The organism is Verrucomicrobiia bacterium (assembly GCA_035577545.1).
GTDB lineage: Bacteria > Verrucomicrobiota > Verrucomicrobiia > Palsa-1439 > Palsa-1439 > Palsa-1439.
Map to the genome: position 1 here is coordinate 136,309 of DATLVI010000004.1, position 18,317 is coordinate 154,625.

15 protein-coding genes are annotated in these 18,317 nt (G+C 57.7%); 13 read left to right on the forward strand and 2 right to left on the reverse strand.

The features are described 5' to 3' along the window. Positions 1-5: 5 nt before the first annotated feature. The 11 genes from VNL17_00730 (at position 6) to pheA (ending at position 12,657) form a co-directional block, all read left to right on the forward strand. Entirely contained in the window at positions 6-1,496 is a 1,491-nt protein-coding gene (locus VNL17_00730) for a sigma-54 dependent transcriptional regulator (GenBank protein ID HXI82594.1), read from the forward strand. Positions 1,497-1,710: 214 nt separating this feature from the next. After that, positions 1,711-2,922, forward strand: coding sequence for an outer membrane protein transport protein (locus tag VNL17_00735; GenBank protein HXI82595.1), 1,212 nt, complete (start codon positions 1,711-1,713; stop codon positions 2,920-2,922). Positions 2,923-2,942: 20 nt separating this feature from the next. Next, positions 2,943-4,169, forward strand: coding sequence for a response regulator (locus tag VNL17_00740; GenBank protein HXI82596.1), 1,227 nt, complete (start codon positions 2,943-2,945; stop codon positions 4,167-4,169). A gap of 21 nt (positions 4,170-4,190) precedes the next feature. Further along, positions 4,191-5,903 carry an N-acetylmuramic acid 6-phosphate etherase gene (gene murQ / locus VNL17_00745; protein ID HXI82597.1) on the forward strand — a complete coding sequence of 571 codons (1,713 nt, stop codon included), beginning with the start codon at positions 4,191-4,193 and terminating at the stop codon, positions 5,901-5,903. Then, positions 5,900-7,084, forward strand: a complete 1,185-nt coding sequence (locus VNL17_00750) for a sugar ABC transporter substrate-binding protein (protein ID HXI82598.1) — start codon at positions 5,900-5,902, stop codon at positions 7,082-7,084. The genes murQ and VNL17_00750 overlap by 4 nt, the downstream gene beginning before the upstream one ends. 75 nt (positions 7,085-7,159) lie before the next feature. Then, positions 7,160-7,918 (forward strand): DUF481 domain-containing protein, encoded by a 759-nt coding sequence (locus VNL17_00755; GenBank protein HXI82599.1) that lies wholly within the window; start codon positions 7,160-7,162, stop codon positions 7,916-7,918. A gap of 66 nt (positions 7,919-7,984) precedes the next feature. Beyond that, a complete protein-coding gene (trpS, locus tag VNL17_00760; GenBank protein ID HXI82600.1) occupies positions 7,985-8,950 on the forward strand; it encodes a tryptophan--tRNA ligase in 966 nt (321 codons plus the stop codon). Then, a complete protein-coding gene (gene lysA, locus VNL17_00765) occupies positions 8,947-10,209 on the forward strand; it encodes a diaminopimelate decarboxylase (GenBank protein ID HXI82601.1) in 1,263 nt (420 codons plus the stop codon). The genes trpS and lysA overlap by 4 nt, the downstream gene beginning before the upstream one ends. Then, the gene (locus tag VNL17_00770; GenBank protein HXI82602.1) at positions 10,210-10,938 is read left to right on the forward strand and encodes a segregation/condensation protein A; all 729 of its coding nucleotides are present in this window, start codon (positions 10,210-10,212) and stop codon (positions 10,936-10,938) included. Next, positions 10,935-11,618: an SMC-Scp complex subunit ScpB gene (scpB, locus tag VNL17_00775; GenBank protein ID HXI82603.1), complete on the forward strand. Its 684-nt coding sequence runs from the start codon at positions 10,935-10,937 to the stop codon at positions 11,616-11,618. Before VNL17_00770 ends, scpB begins: the two co-directional genes overlap by 4 nt. Then, on the forward strand, positions 11,587-12,657 hold the full coding sequence (gene pheA, locus VNL17_00780; GenBank protein ID HXI82604.1) for a prephenate dehydratase: 1,071 nt from the start codon (positions 11,587-11,589) through the stop codon (positions 12,655-12,657). The genes scpB and pheA overlap by 32 nt, the downstream gene beginning before the upstream one ends. 12 nt (positions 12,658-12,669) lie before the next feature. Here the strand turns inward: pheA and VNL17_00785 are convergent, their stop codons facing one another. Both VNL17_00785 and VNL17_00790 read right to left on the reverse strand, forming a co-directional pair. Further along, entirely contained in the window at positions 12,670-13,335 is a 666-nt protein-coding gene (locus VNL17_00785; protein ID HXI82605.1) for a PEP-CTERM sorting domain-containing protein, read from the reverse strand. Between the two features lie 273 nt (positions 13,336-13,608). Then, the gene (locus tag VNL17_00790; protein HXI82606.1) at positions 13,609-13,821 is read right to left on the reverse strand and encodes a hypothetical protein; all 213 of its coding nucleotides are present in this window, start codon (positions 13,819-13,821) and stop codon (positions 13,609-13,611) included. Positions 13,822-14,639: 818 nt separating this feature from the next. Here VNL17_00790 and VNL17_00795 point away from each other — a divergent pair. Further along, positions 14,640-17,135 carry an ATP-binding protein gene (locus tag VNL17_00795; protein HXI82607.1) on the forward strand — a complete coding sequence of 832 codons (2,496 nt, stop codon included), beginning with the start codon at positions 14,640-14,642 and terminating at the stop codon, positions 17,133-17,135. An 81-nt stretch (positions 17,136-17,216) separates the two neighbouring features. Beyond that, positions 17,217-18,302 carry a histidinol-phosphate transaminase gene (gene hisC / locus VNL17_00800; GenBank protein HXI82608.1) on the forward strand — a complete coding sequence of 362 codons (1,086 nt, stop codon included), beginning with the start codon at positions 17,217-17,219 and terminating at the stop codon, positions 18,300-18,302. Positions 18,303-18,317 lie beyond the last annotated feature (15 nt).

Consider the following 18,317-nt stretch of genomic DNA (forward strand, 5'->3'; position numbering starts at 1 on the left):
GAGAGATGTCGAAAGCAAGAATTCTGGTTATTGACGATGAAGAGAGTCCGCGCGAGTCGATGCGGTTTATTCTGAAGGACCGCTACGATGTGACGCTGACGGAGAGCGGTTCCAGCGGTTTGGAGGCGCTGGGAAAGAGTGGGCCGTTTGACGTGGTGCTGCTCGACATGAAGATGCCGCAGATGGACGGTCTCGAAGTGCTTTCCAAGATCCTGCAGTTCGCCCCAACCATGCCGGTCGTGATGGTCACGGCCATCACGGAAGCCAAGCCCGCTGTGCAGGCGATGAAAATGGGCGCGGCCGATTACCTGAATAAACCGTTTGATGTGGATGAGATTCGCCTTGTCGTCGATCGCATCCTCAAGGAGAAGGCGCTCGAACGCGAAGTCGGCCGTCTGCGCACGGAACTGCAGGTCGTCAGCAAGTTCGAGAATATCGTGGGCAATGGCGCCGCGATGCAAAAAGTGTATGGACTGATCCAACGCGTGGTGGACACGGACACGTCGATCCTGGTGCTCGGCGAAACGGGCACAGGCAAGGAGTTGGTCGCCCGGGCGCTGCATTACAACAGCGTGCGCCGGGACGGGCCGTTCATTCCCGTGCACTGCGCGGCGATCCCCAGCGAATTGTTGGAAAGCGAATTGTTCGGCCATGAAAAAGGCTCCTTCACCGGCGCGTTGCAGCGGCGCATCGGCATGTTTGAGGCGGCCGGGGGCGGGACCCTGTTCCTCGATGAAATTGGCGAAATGCCGCTGGGCACGCAGAGCAAGCTCCTCCGCGCCCTTCAGGAGCGTGAGATCCGTCGCGTGGGCGGGGCCGAAACAATCAGCATTAATGTGCGGCTGGTCTGCGCGACGAATCGCGACCTGGAGCAGGAGGTCAAGAAGGGAACATTTCGCGAGGATCTTTACTATCGCATCAACGTTGTCCCCATTGTGATTCCCTCGTTGCGCGAGCGTCAGGATGACATTCCCCAGTTGACGTTGCATTTCGCGCAGCGCTTCGCCAAGGAGTTAAATCGCGAAGTACCGCAGTTCACGCCGTCGGCGATGGATTTGTTGCTTTCCTATCCGTGGCCCGGCAACGTGCGCGAATTGGAGCACGCGATTGAGCGGCTGCTGGTCACGTGCGATTCCAATAAAATTGTCGCGGAAGACCTGCCGTTTGTGATTTCACAAGCGGACGCGGCGACGGCGCAGGTGGCTTCGCGACTGGCGGCCAGCATGCCGAGCGGCCATCTCGGCGAGAAGCTAGAATTTGAAGCCGGCGGGCTTGATCTGCCGAAGATCACCGAGGACCTTGAACGACGCGCGATTGAGGAGGCGTTGCGGCGCACAGGCGGCGTAATCACGGAAGCGGCGCGCGCACTCCATATCACGCGACGGATGCTCCGCTATAAGATGGACAAACTCGCGATCACATCGGGCCGCGCAGAGGACGGGGAGGCGGAACCCGAGGAGTCCGACGAGAGCGCGGCGGCAACGGACGTAACGTAGCCAAACTTGTCGCGTACAGGCGTGTAGTCTGGCCAATTTTGCGCGCGTTCTGCACATGGGTGCTCAAATCGTTTCTTTCCGTCCGAAAGACAGCGCTTCCACGGTCTTTCCCCCTGGGTTTCCTGCTTTCCCGGCCGTGGCATAACCATTGCTAGTTATCAACCCGAAGCCTCGCAGCCGGGGGCTAAACAGCACAGTGCAGGAGGACAAAACGATGAAAAAGCTCATGCAAATGATGGTCTGCGCAACGGTACTCGTAGCGATTGGTGCTTTCGCCGTCCCCCCGGTATTCGGGCTTGGCTTCGACAACCCGGACCAGGATGCGCGGGCCACGGGGCAGGGCGAAGCTTTCGTCGCCCAGGCGGACGACGCATCGGCGATCTATTACAATCCGGCAGGCCTGACACAGCTACACGGCACGGAAATCACGTCCGGGATGATGGCGTCGTTCCCCGACTCTCGCCTGGATGGAGGAGGACCGGGCACCGAGATGAACACGATGGCCTTTATCCCGCATCTCTATGCGTCGACGGACTTCGGGATGACGGAGTCGCCATGGCGATTTGGTATCGGCTTCAACGTCCCTTTCGGCAATGTGGCGGATTACCCCAAGACCGGTCCGTTCCGTTACGAAATCACGACCGCCAGCCTGGCCGTCTACGATATCCAACCGACGGTTGCGTTTCAGGTTAACGAGCATCTGTCCCTCGGGGCGGGTGTAAATGTTTATCTTGGGGATACCCGGTTGAATCGTCAGGTTTCATTTTCCCCATTCCCCGATGGTCACATCCATTTCGGTGCGAAAGGGGATGCTGTCGGCGCCTCGGCTGGTTTGTTGTGGAAAATAACACCACAGCACTCCATCGGGTTATTGTACCGCAGTCCGTTCAACATCGATTTTAATGGCAATGGCAAGTTGGTCACCCCGCTCGGCAACCAACAGAAACCCGCCAATACGACGATCGAATTCCCACAGTTTGTCAAAGGCGGCTATGCGTTTCGACCGGTCCCGCAACTGAAATTGGAAGCCGACGTCGAATGGATAAATTGGGACACGTTGAATACCCTGACGCTACATGCGCCGGGCGCGGCCTTCAATGGAACAACGATTCCGTTCAATTGGAAGGACAGTTGGTACTATGAATTTGGCACCGAGTACGAGATCAACGAGCACTGGACGGTGCGTGGAGGTTATATTTTCTCCGTAAACACAGTGCCCAACAGCACATTTTCGCCGACAGTACCCGACTCGAACCGCCATGTGTTCAGCCTGGGTGGTGGTTATTCGACGGCGCGGTACAGTATCGACCTCGTCTACCAGTATAGCCTGTCGGTGGACCGCACGGTCAACAATGGTACGGTCGCGGACGGTACCTGGAAGAGCGACAACCACGCGGTAATGGTCACGACCAGCTTGAAATTCTGAGGAAATCGGAGAGGAAATCCATGGCTGCATTTGACACACTCACCGCGGAACCGTCAGCACCCAAGGTGGCGGGGAAGCCGACGTTGCTCATCGTGGATGACGAGCCAGGCCCCCGCGAATCACTGCGGATTGTCTTCAAAGATCGCTACCAGTGCGTCATGGCCACCTGTGGCCGTGAGGGTATCGAGTATGCGCGCACGCACGTCGTGGATGCCGCCATTCTTGACATCAAGATGCCGGACCTGAGCGGCGTGGATGTGCTGCGTGAGTTGAAAGAAATCGATCCTGACACCGAATGCGTGATGCTCACGGGTTACGAGACCATCGAGACCGCACGCGCGGCCGTGCGCTTCGGTGCGGCCGATTACCTGAACAAGCCCTTCGACGTGTTCTCCGTCCGCGAAGTGCTCGACAAGTGCATGAAGCGCCGCCAGGGTAAGCTCGCCGCGGAAGAAAATGTCCGCACGCTGGAACAGACAAATGAAGACCTCGGGCGTGAGTTGGCGCAGCTCAATCGGGCGGTGGAAGCGGGCGTGCTCTCCGCCGGCGTCGTGCATGAGATGAACAACCCGTTGGCGATCATTGCGGGATACACCGATCTGCTCGGCCGTGACCTTGCGGCACTTGGCATGGCCGACCAGGAGACCGCGCAGCATGTGCGGCAGCGGCTGGCCTCGATTCAACGCGAGATCGACCGCTGCAAGGACATTGCCCGCCGCTTTTTGAATTTCTCGCGAAGCCCCCAGGAGTCCCAGGAGGTCATCGGCGCGCGCCGGTTACTGGAAGACGCAGCGGCGTTGATCAAGGCGCATCCGGCCAACCACGGCACCGAAATCACGTTCGCCACCGGTGACCCGGATCCACAACTCAAGGTGAATCCCGCGGAAATCCTGCAGGTGCTTATCAATCTCGGCGTGAATGCCCTGCACGCGATGAGCGGGGGTGGGACGCTTCAGTTGTCCGCGATGCAAGCTTCGTCCCTGCCCTCCGTGTGGGCCTTCCGTTCGGAAACCTTCGATCCGCAGAAGCCGATGGTCAGGATGTCCGTGGCGGACAGCGGTTGCGGCATCGAGCCCGAGAACATCGGCAAGATTTTTCAGCCCTACTTCACGAGCAAAAAGGAAGGGACCGGGCTCGGCCTGGCCATCACCTGCGAGCTTGTCGCCCGTTACGGCGGCGCGATCGACGTGCGCAGCACCGTCTCTCACGGCACCACGTTCAGCGTCTACTTGCCGCTTCCGGCCTGAATCTGCTAACATCCTCACCGCATGGGTGGGGACCCGAAAGCCGGATCATTTTTTCTGGGCATTGAGGGCGGTGGCACGCGCACCGTCGCCTTGCTTGCTGATGCGCGCGGCCAGATTCGCAAACGCTTCGAACTTGGCCCCCTCAATCTTAAACTGGCTTCCAACACGGATATTCTCCGCAGGTTGCGCGAGATCAAGAGCCGCGCGGCGCTTCGCCCTTCTTCATGGGCTCTCTGTCTGGCCGGCTGCCGCACGGCTGCGGACCGCGCGCGCCTTCGCTCACTCGCGGAACACATCTGGCCGCGCGCGCCCCTTTACGTGGGCAATGATTTGGACTCCGGCTTCGCGGCGGCATTTGGCCTGAACTACACTGGGATTCTCGTGATCAGCGGCACCGGCTCTTGCGTCCAGGGCCGTAAGGGGACACAAATCGCGCAGGCTGGCGGTTGGGGACACCTGCTGGGCGATCATGGCAGCGGTTACTGGATTGCGTTGACCGGTCTACGCGCGGCGGTGCGCGAACACGATCGTCGCGGGGTGACAACGCCCGCATTGCGTCGCGTCCTGCGCGGGCTCTGCCTGAACTCGCCTGACGAACTGGTTGACTGGATTCATGCCGCGAGCAAGGCGGACGTCGCCGCGTTGGCGAGTGAGTTCCTCAACAAGGACGGGAGCCGGCTTACACTACAAGCCGCGTCGTTTCTGGCGATGGATTGTGAGGCTGTGGCGAGGAAACTAGGCCTTGCCAATCCCGATATTGCTCTTGTCGGTGGATTACTCACCAAACACAAACGGTTCCGCGCCTGGGTCACGCACCGCTTGCGCATGATCTTCCCGCGATCCCGCATTTTCGTCCCAAAGCGGGAGTCGGCAGAGGGGGCGTTGCTGCTTGCGGGCATGGAGCCGGCGCATGTAGATTCAAACTTCGTTCTTCCTTCTTCCCCGTTGTCTTTGACCGAGCAACGCAATCCGCGCACGATGGATTTGGACAGGCGGCCGGTCTCGCAGCTCATCGACATGATGCTCCGCGAGGAAGCTCGTGTGATTCCCGCCTTGCGGAAGAACAAGCTCATGATTGCGCGGGCCGTCAATGACATCGTTCGCGCATTTCGGCGTGGCGGACGGCTGTTTTACATTGGCGCGGGTACGAGCGGTCGGTTGGGTGTACTGGACGCCAGTGAATGCCCGCCGACGTTCTCGACCGACCCCGAGATGGTACAGGCGATTATCGCTGGTGGCGCGACGGCGCTGCACACAGCTGTGGAAGGCGCCGAGGACGATTCGATGGCGGGCGCGGAGGCGGTACGAATACGCGGGGTTGGCAGGCGGGATGTTGTGATCGGCATCGCCGCCAGTGGTTCCACACCGTTTGTACTGGGTGCGCTGGACGAGGCGAAGCGGCTCGGCGCGAAGACGTTTCTGCTGTGTTTCTCTCCACCACAATCCACGGTTCACACGCCGCTCTTCTTCCACACCGGGCCGGAAGCGATTACCGGCTCTACTCGACTCAAGGCGGGTACGGCGACCAAGCTTGTGTTGAACATGTTGACCACAATTTCGATGATTCGCCTCGGCAAAGTGGTCAGCAACCTGATGGTGGACGTCAAACCGACCAACGAAAAGCTGCGCGCGCGGGCGTGCCGCATCGTGGCGACTCTGAAGCGGTGTAGTGAAGAGCAAGCCCGTAAGCGGCTGGCGCGAAGCCACTGGAACGTCAAGAAAGTTCTCCGATGAGAAGGTGGCTGGTTGTCCTGTTCCTCCTGGCTGGCTGTGTGAAACCAGGGGACAATCGCGTCGAGATTTCGTACCAGACCATCGAGACATTGCCGGAACAACAGGCGCTTCACCAAAAGATCGTTGCCGAGTTTGAGAAGTCGCATCCGCAAATCCACGTGCGGGTCCTCTACGACACCTCCAAGTTTCAGAAACTGAATGTGCAACTGGCGGGCGGCGCGGCTCCCGACTTGTTCTACTACGTGGTGGATCGGCTCCCAGCGTTGGCGCAACGAGGCCAGGTTGCCGACCTGACAGAAAACTTTTCGTCCCTTGCCGATCAATTCTTTACGGAAGTTGTCGAGTCGTGTCAAATCAACGGCAGGCTCTGCATGGTGCCGTTCCACTTCAGCGCCGACGTCCTGTTTTACAACCGCGACTGGTTTGAAAAGGCCGGCGAACCAGTGCCGAATGAATCCTGGGATTGGCAGAAATTCGCGGAGGTCGCGGCCCGATTGGCAGCCCAGCGACAAGCGCGGATACCGACCGTTTTGCCGCGACCACTGCTCCTCGTGCAATCCTTCGGCGGGGTGCTCTTCACGGACGGGAAGTGCACAGTCAAGTCACCTGAGTCGGTTGCTGCGCTCCAATTCTATCGTGATCTGGTGACGCGTGGAATTGCCCCGACGACCGCGGCCATGGGTGAGGTGGAGGCGTTTGACGGCGTGAATCTGTTCCGCAATGGGAAGATACCGGTTCTCGTTGGACGCACGTATATGCTGACGGAGTTTGACCACATCGCTGATTTCCGTTGGGATGCGGCCCCTGTGCCCAAGGGCAAGGTACGCTGGTCGCGGTTGTCGGTCGGCGGCAATTGTGTATGGAATGGCACGAAGCATCCACAGGAAGCGTGGGATTTCGCGCGGTTCTATTCCACAGAAGGCGCGAGGATCGCCGCGAAGAGTCGAAATGCGATTCCCGCGTTGAAAGTCGCCGCGGCTTCGGCACAATTCCCGCCGGCAATGATGGAAGCGTTGAAGTATTCCCACCTGGACAATCCGTGGGGCTACGCCTTTTGGGACGAGTTCAACCAGAAGGCATTCTTTGAAACGACTGATGCCGTGGCCCTGGGGCGACTCACGCCAGATGCTGCCGCGCGCACGATTGAATCTCTCGGGAACGACCTGTTGCACCCGCGCTAAAAGCGCTTGACCGCTATGCAGCGCTGCGCCATTCTACGTACCGCTTCCCCGGTAAACTCAATGGAGATGATGCGCATGAAGACCAAAACTTTGACAGTTGGCATTGCTGCGTTCCTGATGGTGGCTTCGATCATCGGTTGGGCGCAGGTCGCCAGGGCCGGTGACGCCCCGACGACAAACTGGAACGGTAACGTGGCGTTTGGTTTGTCACTGGCACGGGGCAACGCCAATACATTCCTCATGAATGCAAGCGCCTTGGCGCAACGCGCGTGGGATCAGAACGAATTGAAATTCGGCGCCGACGGGCAGTACGGACTCAACAACTGGGGACAGTCCAACCAAACACAATCGGCCAACAGCATTCACGGGTTTGCTGACTATAAGCGGCTTATCACAGAACGGTTTTACGGAGATTTAAATGTCGATGGGAGTCACGACGATCTGGCTGCGGTTCGCTACCGCTTGATCGTTGGCCCGGCGGTTGGTTATTATTTTATCAAGAGCGATTCGACAAAGGTAAGCTTGGAGATTGGCCCTTCGTTTATCGATGAAAAACTGGGCAGCAACACCCTGGCTTATGTGACGATGCGCGTGACGGAACGGGCCGAGCATGCCTTTAACAAGGGATCGAAGATTTGGGAACAGGTCGATTATCTGCCCCAGGTGGATGATTTCGGCAATTACCTGTTGAATTCAGAAGTCGGTGCGGAAGCGGCTTTCAATACGCGGCTTAGTCTGCGCGTTGTCGCGGCGGACAAATTCAACAGCCGGCCGGCCGCGGGCCGGAAGGAAAACGACATCACGTTGATCAGCGCGCTCGTGTACAAGTTCTGAGCGCGCGGCGCCCCGCTGATTTTTTCCTCGCAACGCCTGCTGTGCATTTCGTATGTTGCACGGGCAATGCGAATTCTATCCGGCATTAAGCCAAGTGGTAAGTTACACATTGGCAATTACTTCGGCATGATGCGCCCGGCGCTCGAACTGGCGCAGAAGGGCGAGGCATTCTATTTCATCGCCGATTATCACGCGTTGACGACGGTCGGCAAGGCTGCGGAATTGCGTGAGAACTCGCTGGATATCGCACTCGATTTTTTGGCGTGCGGGTTGGATCCATCCAAAACGGTATTCTATCGCCAAAGTGATGTGCCCCAGGTGACGGAGTTGACGTCCGTCCTGCTCAATCTCACGCCGGTGCCCATGCTGGAGAATGCGCACGCATACAAGGATGCGATCGCGCACGGACACAAGCCGAATGGGGGCCTCTTCACGTACCCCGTGCTCATGGCCTCGGACATTCTGATTGTGCAAGGCGAACGCGTGCCCGTCGGCAAAGACCAGAAGCAGCATCTCGAAATCGCACGCGACATCGCGGGCGCATTCAATCGCCAGTACGGCGAAGTCTTTGTCATACCCGAGGCAGACATTCAGCCTGACGTGGCGACGTTGCCCGGGATTGACGGTCGCAAAATGTCCAAGAGCTACAATAACACCATTGAGATTTTTGGTGACGAGAGGGCGACGCGGAAAAAAATAATGAGCGTTGTCACCGACTCTCAGCCGGTCGAGGCGCCCAAGACAGATCTCGACAAGAATGTTCCCTTGCAGCTTTACAAGCTTGTCGCCGCCCCGGGCAAAGCGAGTGAGTTGCAGGCAAAGCTGGCCGCCGGCGGATTTGGCTATGGCGACGCGAAGAAAGAACTATTGGCGACGTTGACGGATTATTTTGCCCCGTTTCGCAAGAAGCGCGAAGAACTCGTGAAGAACATGGATTATGTCCATGAGACGCTGCGCAAGGGCGCGGAGCGCGCCAACGTGGTGGCAAACGAAACCATGGAGCGGGTGCGCCAAGCCGTGGGGCTTCGATGAATGCCGAGGTGCTCCAGCAGTTGGCGGAGAAGGTCGGCACGCCGTTCTGGGTTTGCGACGCAGCTCTCTTGAACCAGCGGATCGCCGCCATCAAACGTCTCACTGAGGGGAAGGGATTGCAGGCGCGGTACGCCATGAAGGCCTGTCCCGCGACGCGAATCTTGAAGGAGATGCTGGAAGCCGGCATCTGGATTGACGCAGTATCGGGCAACGAGGTGTTGCGAGCGCGACGCGCGGGTTTCCCGGGTTCGTCGATCTTGTACACCAGCGACGTGTTTCGCGACGGCGCCATTGCGATATTGCGCGAGCACGGCGTAATGCCGAACCTTGGTTCGCCGGGCATGTTGCGTGAACTGCAGGAAACGGGATATGCCGGGCCGATTTCATTGCGGGTCAATCCGGGTTTCGGGCACGGTCACGTCAACGCCTGTGACACGGGCGGACCGAGTTCCAAGCACGGAATCTGGTTCAGCGACATTCACGATGTGGCCATGCGAGCGGAAAGATTCGGCATGACGGTGACCATGTTGCACGCGCACATCGGCAGCGGGCCGAAGTTCCCGGAATTGCTGGATAATATGCGGCGACTGGCGAAGGAGTTTGCCGGGTTCATACCGAAGTTCCCGAAGCTGACAGCGGTCAGCCTCGGTGGCGGGATTCCGCATAATTACCGTGATGCGGCTGATCAGCCGTCCTTGGAACCGCTCCGCGCGGTGCTGGAGGAGGCGCGCGCCAGTTTTTGCAGCGCCGCGGAACGCGATATACGGTTGGAAATCGAGCCCGGTCGTTATCTCGTGGCGCCCGCAGTGACGTTGGTCGCGCGCGTGACGGACGTGAAGCGGACGGAGACGAACGAGCGGGGCAAAGGGGAAACGTTTGTGATGGTGGACGCGGGCTTCACGGACTTAGTGCGACCAGCAATGTACGGGTCGTTCCATCGCATCACGATTGCCGGTCGGCACGAGCGCGATGGAATGGCGGATGTGGTGGTGGCCGGGCCGCTGTGCGAGTCGGGCGACGTTTTCACGCGCGACGGACAAGAACTGTTGGTCCCGCGTCGTTTGCCGACGCCGCACGTCGGCGATCTGCTCCTCCTGCACGACGCAGGCGCGTACGGGTACGCGATGAGTTCGAATTACAATTCACTGGGCCGCGCGCCACAGTTGATGCTGGAAGAGGACGGGTCGGTCACGATGTTTTCGCGGCGGGAGACGGTGGACGACCTGTTGGCCACGGAGTCGAACGAGAAGATTTCCTGAATGGAAGCGGATTACAAAGTAAAGTTGGAGGTCTTCGAGGGGCCGCTGGATTTGTTGCTGTACCTCATCAAGAAAGAGGAAGTCGACATCTACGATATTCCCATCGAGCGCATCACCAACCAGTACATGGAATACCTGACGTTGATGCAGATGCTCAACCTGGAAGTGGCGGGCGAGTTCCTGGTGATGGCGGCCACGCTGATGTACATCAAGAGCCGCATGTTGTTGCCCGTCGACCAGCAGGTGACGGACGCGGAGGCCGAGGAAGGCGAAGACCCGCGCTGGGAATTGATCCGCCAGTTGGTCGAGTACAAAAAGTTCAAGGACGCGGCGGTGCAGCTCAGCAAGCGCGAAGACGAGCAGGCCAACATTTTCCCGCGCCAGGCTACGGATGCAGGAATCGAGGCGAACAAAGATGTGCCGCTGGCGGAGGTCAGTATTTTCGACCTGATCAACGCGTTTAACGAAGTGTTGAAGAAAGCCAGCGCGCGCGAGGACTTTCATGAGATCCTTGAGGAACGATTCACGGTTAGCGACAAAATCGAGGAGATCCTTTATACTCTGCGTGACCGGTCGGAGATGATTTTCAGCGAACTGTTCGCCAATGCCGGTTCGCGGGCGGAGGTGGTGGTGACATTTTTGGCGTTGTTGGAATTGATTCGCATGAAACGACTGAAGGTGCAGCAAACAGAAGCGTTCGGAGAGATACGGGTAATCAAGGTGGCATGACACTGGAATTAAAAAAGATCGTGGAAGCGTTAATGTTCTCGGCGGAGCGACCGCTCGCGCCGAAGGAAATTCGCGTGATTTTCGCCGAGGCGACAGATGAGGAACACGCGGGCGTGACGGAGCCGTTCCGCAACTGCCGCGAGGCGCAGATCGTGGCGGCGCTCGACGAACTCAAGGCGGAATACGACCTACAGCAGCGCAGTTTCCAGTTGGTGGAAATCGCCGGTGGCTGGCGACTCGTGAGCCGATCGGAATACGCGCCGTGGTTGAAGAAACTCCTCGATGAAGCCCGTCCACACCGTCTGTCCCCGCCTTCGCTTGAAACACTTTCCATCATCGCGTTGCGCCAGCCGATTTGCCGGGCGGACATTGCGGCGATCCGCGGTGTGGAAGTTGACGGCGTCATCAAGACGCTGCTGGAACGCGATCTCATCACCATCGTCGGCAAGAGTGAAGCGCCCGGGCGCCCGATGCTCTACGGCACGACCCAGAAGTTCCTCGAACACTTCGGGCTGCGCGACCTGGATGACATGCCCAAGGCCGCCGAGTTGCGCCTGCAAGCCGCCGCGTTGAAGACGGCCGAGCAGAAGGTGGAAGCAACCCAGGCGCAGGAACCCGCCGCCGAGACGGCGGCCACTACAGAATCCAATGAAGGACAAACTCCAGCCTCTACGCAGTAAGATTGACGAGCTCGACTCGAAGCTGGTCCGCTTGTTGAACGAGCGGACGAAGCTCGTGCTCGAAATCGGCAAGATCAAGCACACGTCGGGCGGGGAAATCTATGCGCCCGACCGCGAGGACGCGGTGCTGCGCCGGATTGTGGAAAAAGGGCAAGGGCCACTGCCTGCCGATTCGTTGCGCGCCATCTACCGCGAAGTCATGTCGGCGTCGCTCGCACTGGAGAAGGCGCTGGTGATCGCTTATCTCGGCCCGGAAGCTTCGTATTCGCACCTGGCGGTGATCAAGAAATTCGGGTCTAGCTTAAAGTATGAGCCTTTGCCGAGCATTACCGATGTATTCGTGGAAGTGTCGAAGGGCCGCGCGGACTACGGTGTTGTGCCGATTGAAAACTCGACGGAAGGCGCGGTCACTCATACGTACGACATGTTCCTCGACAGCGAGCTGAAGATTTGCGCGCAGATTGTGTTGCCAATTCGCCACAACCTGATGGCCGCCATCGCGCGCGACCAGATCAAGAAGATTTACTCGATTCCACAGGTGCTGGCGCAGTGTCGCCAGTGGCTGCAGCTCAACATGTCGCATGTGGAGTTGATCGAAACGTCAAGCAGCACCCGCGCGGCGCAGATTGCGAAGACAGAACCGAACGCCGGCGCGCTGGCGAGTTCGCTGGCGGCGGAGATGTATGGGCTGACGATTCTTGAGGCCAACGTCCAGGATTCGAGCGAGAACGTGACGCGCTTCCTCGTGATTGGGCGCAAATATCCCGGTCGAACAGGCAGCGACAAAACATCCATCATGTTCTCGGTACAGGACCACGTCGGAGCGCTGCACGATTCGATCTCGTCCTTCAAGAAGTTCAAGATCAACATGACCAAGATTGAGTCGCGCCCCAGCAAAAAGAAGGCGTGGGAGTATTACTTTTTCGTGGACATCCTCGGCCATTGCGAAGACGCGCTGGTGAAGAAAGCGCTGGCCGAGTTGGCCAAGCACACCATGTTCGTTAAAATCCTCGGCAGCTATCCGAATGTGAACGGTTAGGACGCGGCGAACCTACTTCCCGGAACGTTTGCGACGACGACCTGCGAAAAGCGCCGTTGAGCCAAACCCCAGCAGCAGCAGCGTGGACGGTTCGGGAACGACCGTGGCCACGTAATCGAATTCATAGCTCGTCGGGGAGCTGCCTGTCTGCTGGATCAGGAACGTGTAATTACCACTGGCCAATGGGGGGATAAATCCTTGCGAGCCTGCCGCGAGGTTGGTGTTGCCCATGAGCGGCAGGATATCGACTCCGACAAGGTTCGTAGGGGGAAGAGCTCCATTCTGCGCCCCGGTGCCGAAGTGCGCGTACCCGAGATAGGAAGCAGCAGAGAGTGTGCTGCCCACGAAATTCGTGCCGGCCTGAACTCCCGTGAAACCCTGCTGGTCGGTCGAACTGTAAGCCTTCAAGACCACCGCGCTCAGCTGCAACCCGTTCGGCACGGCCAACATAATCCAATCCTGGCTGTCCAGCGTGGATGTGTTGCGCAGGCTGCCGATGATGGCATTCGTGCCGGCTACCAATGTGAAGTTGTTGGGCGCCGCCTGGTTGCCGGACAAGTCACCGTTGATAGATTCATCCCACTGCGTCACGCTTTGGGCGCGCGCGCTTGTTATAAAGACCGTCAACACCAAGATGCCGGCCAGCTTGAATGAACTCGCCAAAAGTCTATTTGCCATATCTTCTCCCGGTTGAATTGCCTCGCCAGAGAATAAGAGGAAACAAACGTAGAAATGTTCCCGGGTATTTTGGGTTCTGTGCCGCACCATTCCCGGTGCGCGATTTGCGCAGCCTGCATGGAGGGCCGGCTCGACATCGACATTGAAGCCGCGCTGGTGAGAAAGGTGTGGGCCGGGTTGGCCAAACACGCAGTTTCCACTAAAGATCCTTGACAGCTATTCACATGTGAATGGTTGGAATCGGGCATCGCGACGGAAGTCCTGCGCTTGCTGCTACAGTTTTTTGAGCGCTTTGGTAAGGAGTGGGCGGGTAAACCGGCCGGGACGATGTCGACCGCGCAACCACTGCTTCACCGTAATCTCCGACACGGAACACCCGAGGGCTGCCAGGGCGCGGCGCATCTGGGGCAGGGTTCGGCCCTTCCTCTTGCCGTACAATTCCCGGCAAAGCGGATCACGCGGCGGAAGTAATTTCTTTCGGCTCATCGACATTTCTCAGGGAGAGAATGCACGCCTGGGCTGTTCTCATCTCGCGGGAATTATGGATAGCACTATCCATAATTGCAAGGGTGAAGAAACAACGGGATCTGTGGAGAGAATCATTTGGGAGGTGCGCAATCGCGGGTGTCGGCCAGCCTCAGCCGGTGTGGTCGACCCATGAAATTATGGATAGCACTATCTATAAATCGGGACTGAAAATTGGGCTGGAAGAGAAGAGCAAGGGAACAGTGCGGCGGCAGTGAGTTGGTTGTTTGGAGGGGCGGAGCGCGTGGTCGGCATTCGTGGATTCAAGGTCGACGGGGACGCATCGAGAGTAATCTTGCTTGCTGGCTGACTGGTTGAGGCGAAGAGGGGGATATTTTATGGATAGCGCTATCTATAAATCGGGACGGGAAACTGGGCTTGGAGAGAAGAGCAGGAGAACCACGAGGCGGCAGTGGGTGGGTTGTTTGGAGAGGTGGAGCGTTTGGTGGACATCCGTGAATTGAATGGCGAGTTCCGTCAGCCTGTTCGCAAATACCTTGTCGAGAATGAGACGATGGCTGTATCCTGACTCTGCGATCTAAGCGGTGCCTTTGGCGCAGCCCGGTGAACAGAAATCCGTGATAAAATGGACGCATCCGACCTAACCTTAGCCAAAGAGGCAAGTACTCCAGGTGAAAGCACTTTGGAGAAATTCCTCCAATCGGTTGAGGAGAAGACTGCCGATTCAGTTCACCTGCGATTGCTTAAAGCTTGTCGCCAACCAGACCAGCGAGCTGCACTGGAAGCCGAGCTACGTGCGATAATCTCGGAAATCGTCAATGAAGCTTAAGCGGCTAACGATCGCGGGCTTCAGAGGCTTCAACACCGAACGCAGCATCGATTTTCACGAAAAACTCACCATCATCGCGGCGCCTAACAGCCACGGCAAGACGAGCATTTCGGAAGCAATGGAGTTCCTGCTCTACGGGGCCACATCAAAGGTAGAGAAGGCTGATTCGAAAGAGGAGTACAAGGATTCGTACCGAAACCGTCACTTTCCGGTAGATAAGCCAGCGCACATTGACGCCACGTTTGGCATGGCGGAAAACGCTGAACTGAGGCTGCGTGTCGAAATCGATACCGATGCAACGATAAGACGGTTCGTTGACGGTAAGTTCGTAGAGAACTGGCCCTTCCATGGAGTGTTGCTGTCAACCGCCAGACCCTTTGTCCTTCAGCACGCGCTCAAGTATCTATTGCTCGTCCCGCCTTCTGAACGGTTTCAAGGGTTTGCCAGACTCATCGGCCTTAACGCAATCGATGACACGTTCCAAGCTCTCATCAGTCTTTGTACCAAACCGACCGTGAGCCTGCCCCCCGAGGGGCAGCAAATCCTGAACGGGCTGGAAACCCTCGAAGCGCGGGTGAAAACGGTACCGGAGTTGAAAAAGGTCGCGACTAGCTTGAAGCGCGGAGTTGAGAGTGTAGTTGATACGTATTCACTCATCGAAGATCGTGTCGATGCCATTCTGGGAGGTAAGATTGACCCAAAAGAGCGACGCTCTAAGCTGATTGCGGCGCGCACGGCGGCGGCTGCGAAGGTGTATTCTGGCGATGTTGCCATTCATGCTTACTCAGAGATAGAAACGCGCGTGTTGGCTAAAGCTCGCAACACTCTTTCCACAGAAACAGATGACGCCTTCATCGCGGATTATGGAAAACTGTGTGTTCACGGGGTAACTACGCGGCTCCAAAAGGAGGCGAGCCTCTTGAAAATTGGAGTCGAGTTGATCAAGGATGCCCCGGATTCCTGCCCCTTATGCACTCAACCACTGAACAATGATCTTAGACGCAGCATTCACGAACGGCATGACTTGAGCAAAGCCGAAATCGAGAAGGGCGATGCGCGCGAAGAGAGCCGCCCACGTGTGAATCGTTCGCTAGTGAATGTGAGAAGGGCGCTTGAAGAACACGCACAACTCTCCGAACGTCTGGTTGGCAACATTATCACATCAATGCTACCTGAGAATGCGTCGAAAGTTTGCGAATTACTGGGTGGGACGGACACTGCAACTGCCGAAACCGTTCGCTCCGCAGCCAAGGCCGCCGACGTAGTACTGCAACATCTGAGAGCTAACGCGACGAGGGTACAGCTGGCAATCGACTCTTGCGAATCCCAAATGAAGGAAAGCCACGAGAGTCTCGTGGACGTCGAAGTCCTTGTCAAAGCGCTCCAAGACTATCTGGTGGCGGCCGATGAATTCGTAGAGGAGATAGGGGACCTCGAACCGAGCCTAGTGGGTCCGACCAAGTTGTTCCGGCAAGCCGTTGATGCACTCGCTGGCACGTCAGAGATGACCTTACTCAACGAATTACTCGAAAAGCGCATCACGGTCAACCGGTCATTGCGAGTGCGAGACGTGGTGGAGGGGTTGAAGGAGTTGAAGAAGCATGTCGAGCAAACTTTGGCTGAGACCATGGAAGCGGCCATGAGTAGTGATCTTACCGCTGCAGTAATGAAATGGTACGAGAAGATCCGAACGGATGGCGACCCGGACGTGCATTTTTCGGGTTTCGCTATGGAACGAACCAAGGGTGGCGACTTCAAGAGCCGTCGCCTATCGGTAAGGGCAAGATCATACGGGGTGGAGCTCGCGAGCGCTGTTTCTTCGCTGAGTGAATCAAAATTGAACGCGCTGGGACTTTGCGTGAGCATTGCGACCGCGATCCGGTCCCCCGGCCCATGGGGCTTTCTCATTATCGACGACCCAATTCAATCTTGGGATGATGAGCACGAAACCCGATTCATCGATGTAATACGCAATCTTGTCGAGATTGAGAATAAACAGATCGTGGTTCTGTCTCACAAGGGAACCTGGGCCAAGCAGGTGTGCCAAGGTTGCCGAACGCTTAATGGCATTCACTATGAGATAACAGGTTACGCGAAGGATGGACCGCATATTACCGCAATGGACTGGTCGCCCATTGATCAGCGGCTCCGCGAAGCCGAAGCGATCACGAACGATATCGCGGCTACGTCCGTAAAGCTGCAGCAGGCGGAGGAAGAGGTGCGCCTCGCAGCCTGCCAAGCGGCTTCACAAGTGGCAAAAGAAAAGCTTGGGCGCACCACAAGTGCTCACAACATGAACAGCAAGGATGTCCGAGCGATTCTCGTCGAGGCCGGTGCCACTTCTGATCTTGTGGATCGCATCTCCGCAATGTTTGTCACCGCTGACGACGCTCATCACGCACCAAAGAACTACACACCGAATCCCCACCGGATACGGCAGGCAATAGCCTCGATTCGGGACGCCTTGAAGCTAACGAAGAAATAGCGATCACCCGAGTATCCCTGCGTTGCCCCTCCATCATACACTTGGCTTGCCCCAGAGACTCAGCTTTGCCACACTGCATCTGTGAATTTCAAATCCCTTGCCAATCAATTTGTTTGTGACGTGCCGGTTTATGAGCCGGGGAGGCCGATTGAGGATGTGGCGCGGGAGATGGGGCTCGATGCGCGCACGGTCATCAAGCTGGCCTCGAATGAGAATCCGTTGGGGCCTTCGCCGAAAGGGTTGGTAGCGATGCGCAAGGCGTTGGCGACGGCGCATCTTTATCCGGATGGGGGCGGGTTTTATTTGCGGCAAGGGATCGCCAACAAGTTGGGCGTGAAGATCGACAACATCGTCCTCGGGACGGGGTCGAACGAGATCATTGAGTTTTTGTATCATGCGTTTGTTTCTCCCGGGGATGAGGTGGTTGCAGGGGACAGGGCGTTCGTCATCTACAGCATCATGGCGAAGATGTTCCAGGCGCGGTGCGTGGAGGTGCCGTTTCGGAGTCACACACATGATTTGAAGGCTATGCTGGCGGCAATCACGCCGCGAACGAAGCTGGTGTTTGTGGCGAACCCGAATAATCCAACGGGCACGCGGGTGACCAATGCGGAACTGGATGATTTTATCCGACGTCTACCGTCGCATGTGATTGCGGTGCTCGACGAGGCGTACATTGAGTTCCTGGATGATCCGCCGCCTTCGATCGAATACGCGATGAAGCGGAACGTGATTGTACTGCGGACGTTCTCGAAGATTGTCGGGTTGGCGGGAGTGCGTATCGGGTACGGCGTGGCGCAGAAGGAGTGCATCGACTTGCTGGCGCGAGTGCGGCAGCCATTCAATACGAATGCGATTGCGCAGGCGGGGGCGTTGGCGGCGTTGGGAGATAGCGCGCACATTCGGAAGACGAAAGCTCTCACGCGGCGCGGGCTGGCGTATTTTGAGAAGGAATTCAAGAAGCTGAAACTCGAATACGTGCCGAGCAGCGCCAACTTTGTGCTTGTCAACGTGGGCGATGGGGATGAAGTATTCCGCGCTCTGCAGCGGCGCGGGGTGATAGTGCGGCCCATGCGCGGCTACAAAATGCCCGCGTGGGTGCGCGTGACGGTCGGCACTATGCCCAAGAATCGGAGATTTATTGGGGCACTCAAAGCATCGCTCTAAGAGAAGCCATAAAAT

Coding starts and splice junctions, on each gene's coding strand:
- VNL17_00730 (HXI82594.1), top strand. CDS start 6: ATGTCGAAAGCAAGAATTCTGGTTATTGACGATGAAGAGAGTCCGCGC.
- VNL17_00735 (HXI82595.1), top strand. CDS start 1,711: ATGAAAAAGCTCATGCAAATGATGGTCTGCGCAACGGTACTCGTAGCG.
- VNL17_00740 (HXI82596.1), top strand. CDS start 2,943: ATGGCTGCATTTGACACACTCACCGCGGAACCGTCAGCACCCAAGGTG.
- murQ (HXI82597.1), top strand. CDS start 4,191: ATGGGTGGGGACCCGAAAGCCGGATCATTTTTTCTGGGCATTGAGGGC.
- VNL17_00750 (HXI82598.1), top strand. CDS start 5,900: ATGAGAAGGTGGCTGGTTGTCCTGTTCCTCCTGGCTGGCTGTGTGAAA.
- VNL17_00755 (HXI82599.1), top strand. CDS start 7,160: ATGAAGACCAAAACTTTGACAGTTGGCATTGCTGCGTTCCTGATGGTG.
- trpS (HXI82600.1), top strand. CDS start 7,985: ATGCGAATTCTATCCGGCATTAAGCCAAGTGGTAAGTTACACATTGGC.
- lysA (HXI82601.1), top strand. CDS start 8,947: ATGAATGCCGAGGTGCTCCAGCAGTTGGCGGAGAAGGTCGGCACGCCG.
- VNL17_00770 (HXI82602.1), top strand. CDS start 10,210: ATGGAAGCGGATTACAAAGTAAAGTTGGAGGTCTTCGAGGGGCCGCTG.
- scpB (HXI82603.1), top strand. CDS start 10,935: ATGACACTGGAATTAAAAAAGATCGTGGAAGCGTTAATGTTCTCGGCG.
- pheA (HXI82604.1), top strand. CDS start 11,587: ATGAAGGACAAACTCCAGCCTCTACGCAGTAAGATTGACGAGCTCGAC.
- VNL17_00785 (HXI82605.1), bottom strand. CDS start 13,335: ATGGCAAATAGACTTTTGGCGAGTTCATTCAAGCTGGCCGGCATCTTG.
- VNL17_00790 (HXI82606.1), bottom strand. CDS start 13,821: ATGAGCCGAAAGAAATTACTTCCGCCGCGTGATCCGCTTTGCCGGGAA.
- VNL17_00795 (HXI82607.1), top strand. CDS start 14,640: ATGAAGCTTAAGCGGCTAACGATCGCGGGCTTCAGAGGCTTCAACACC.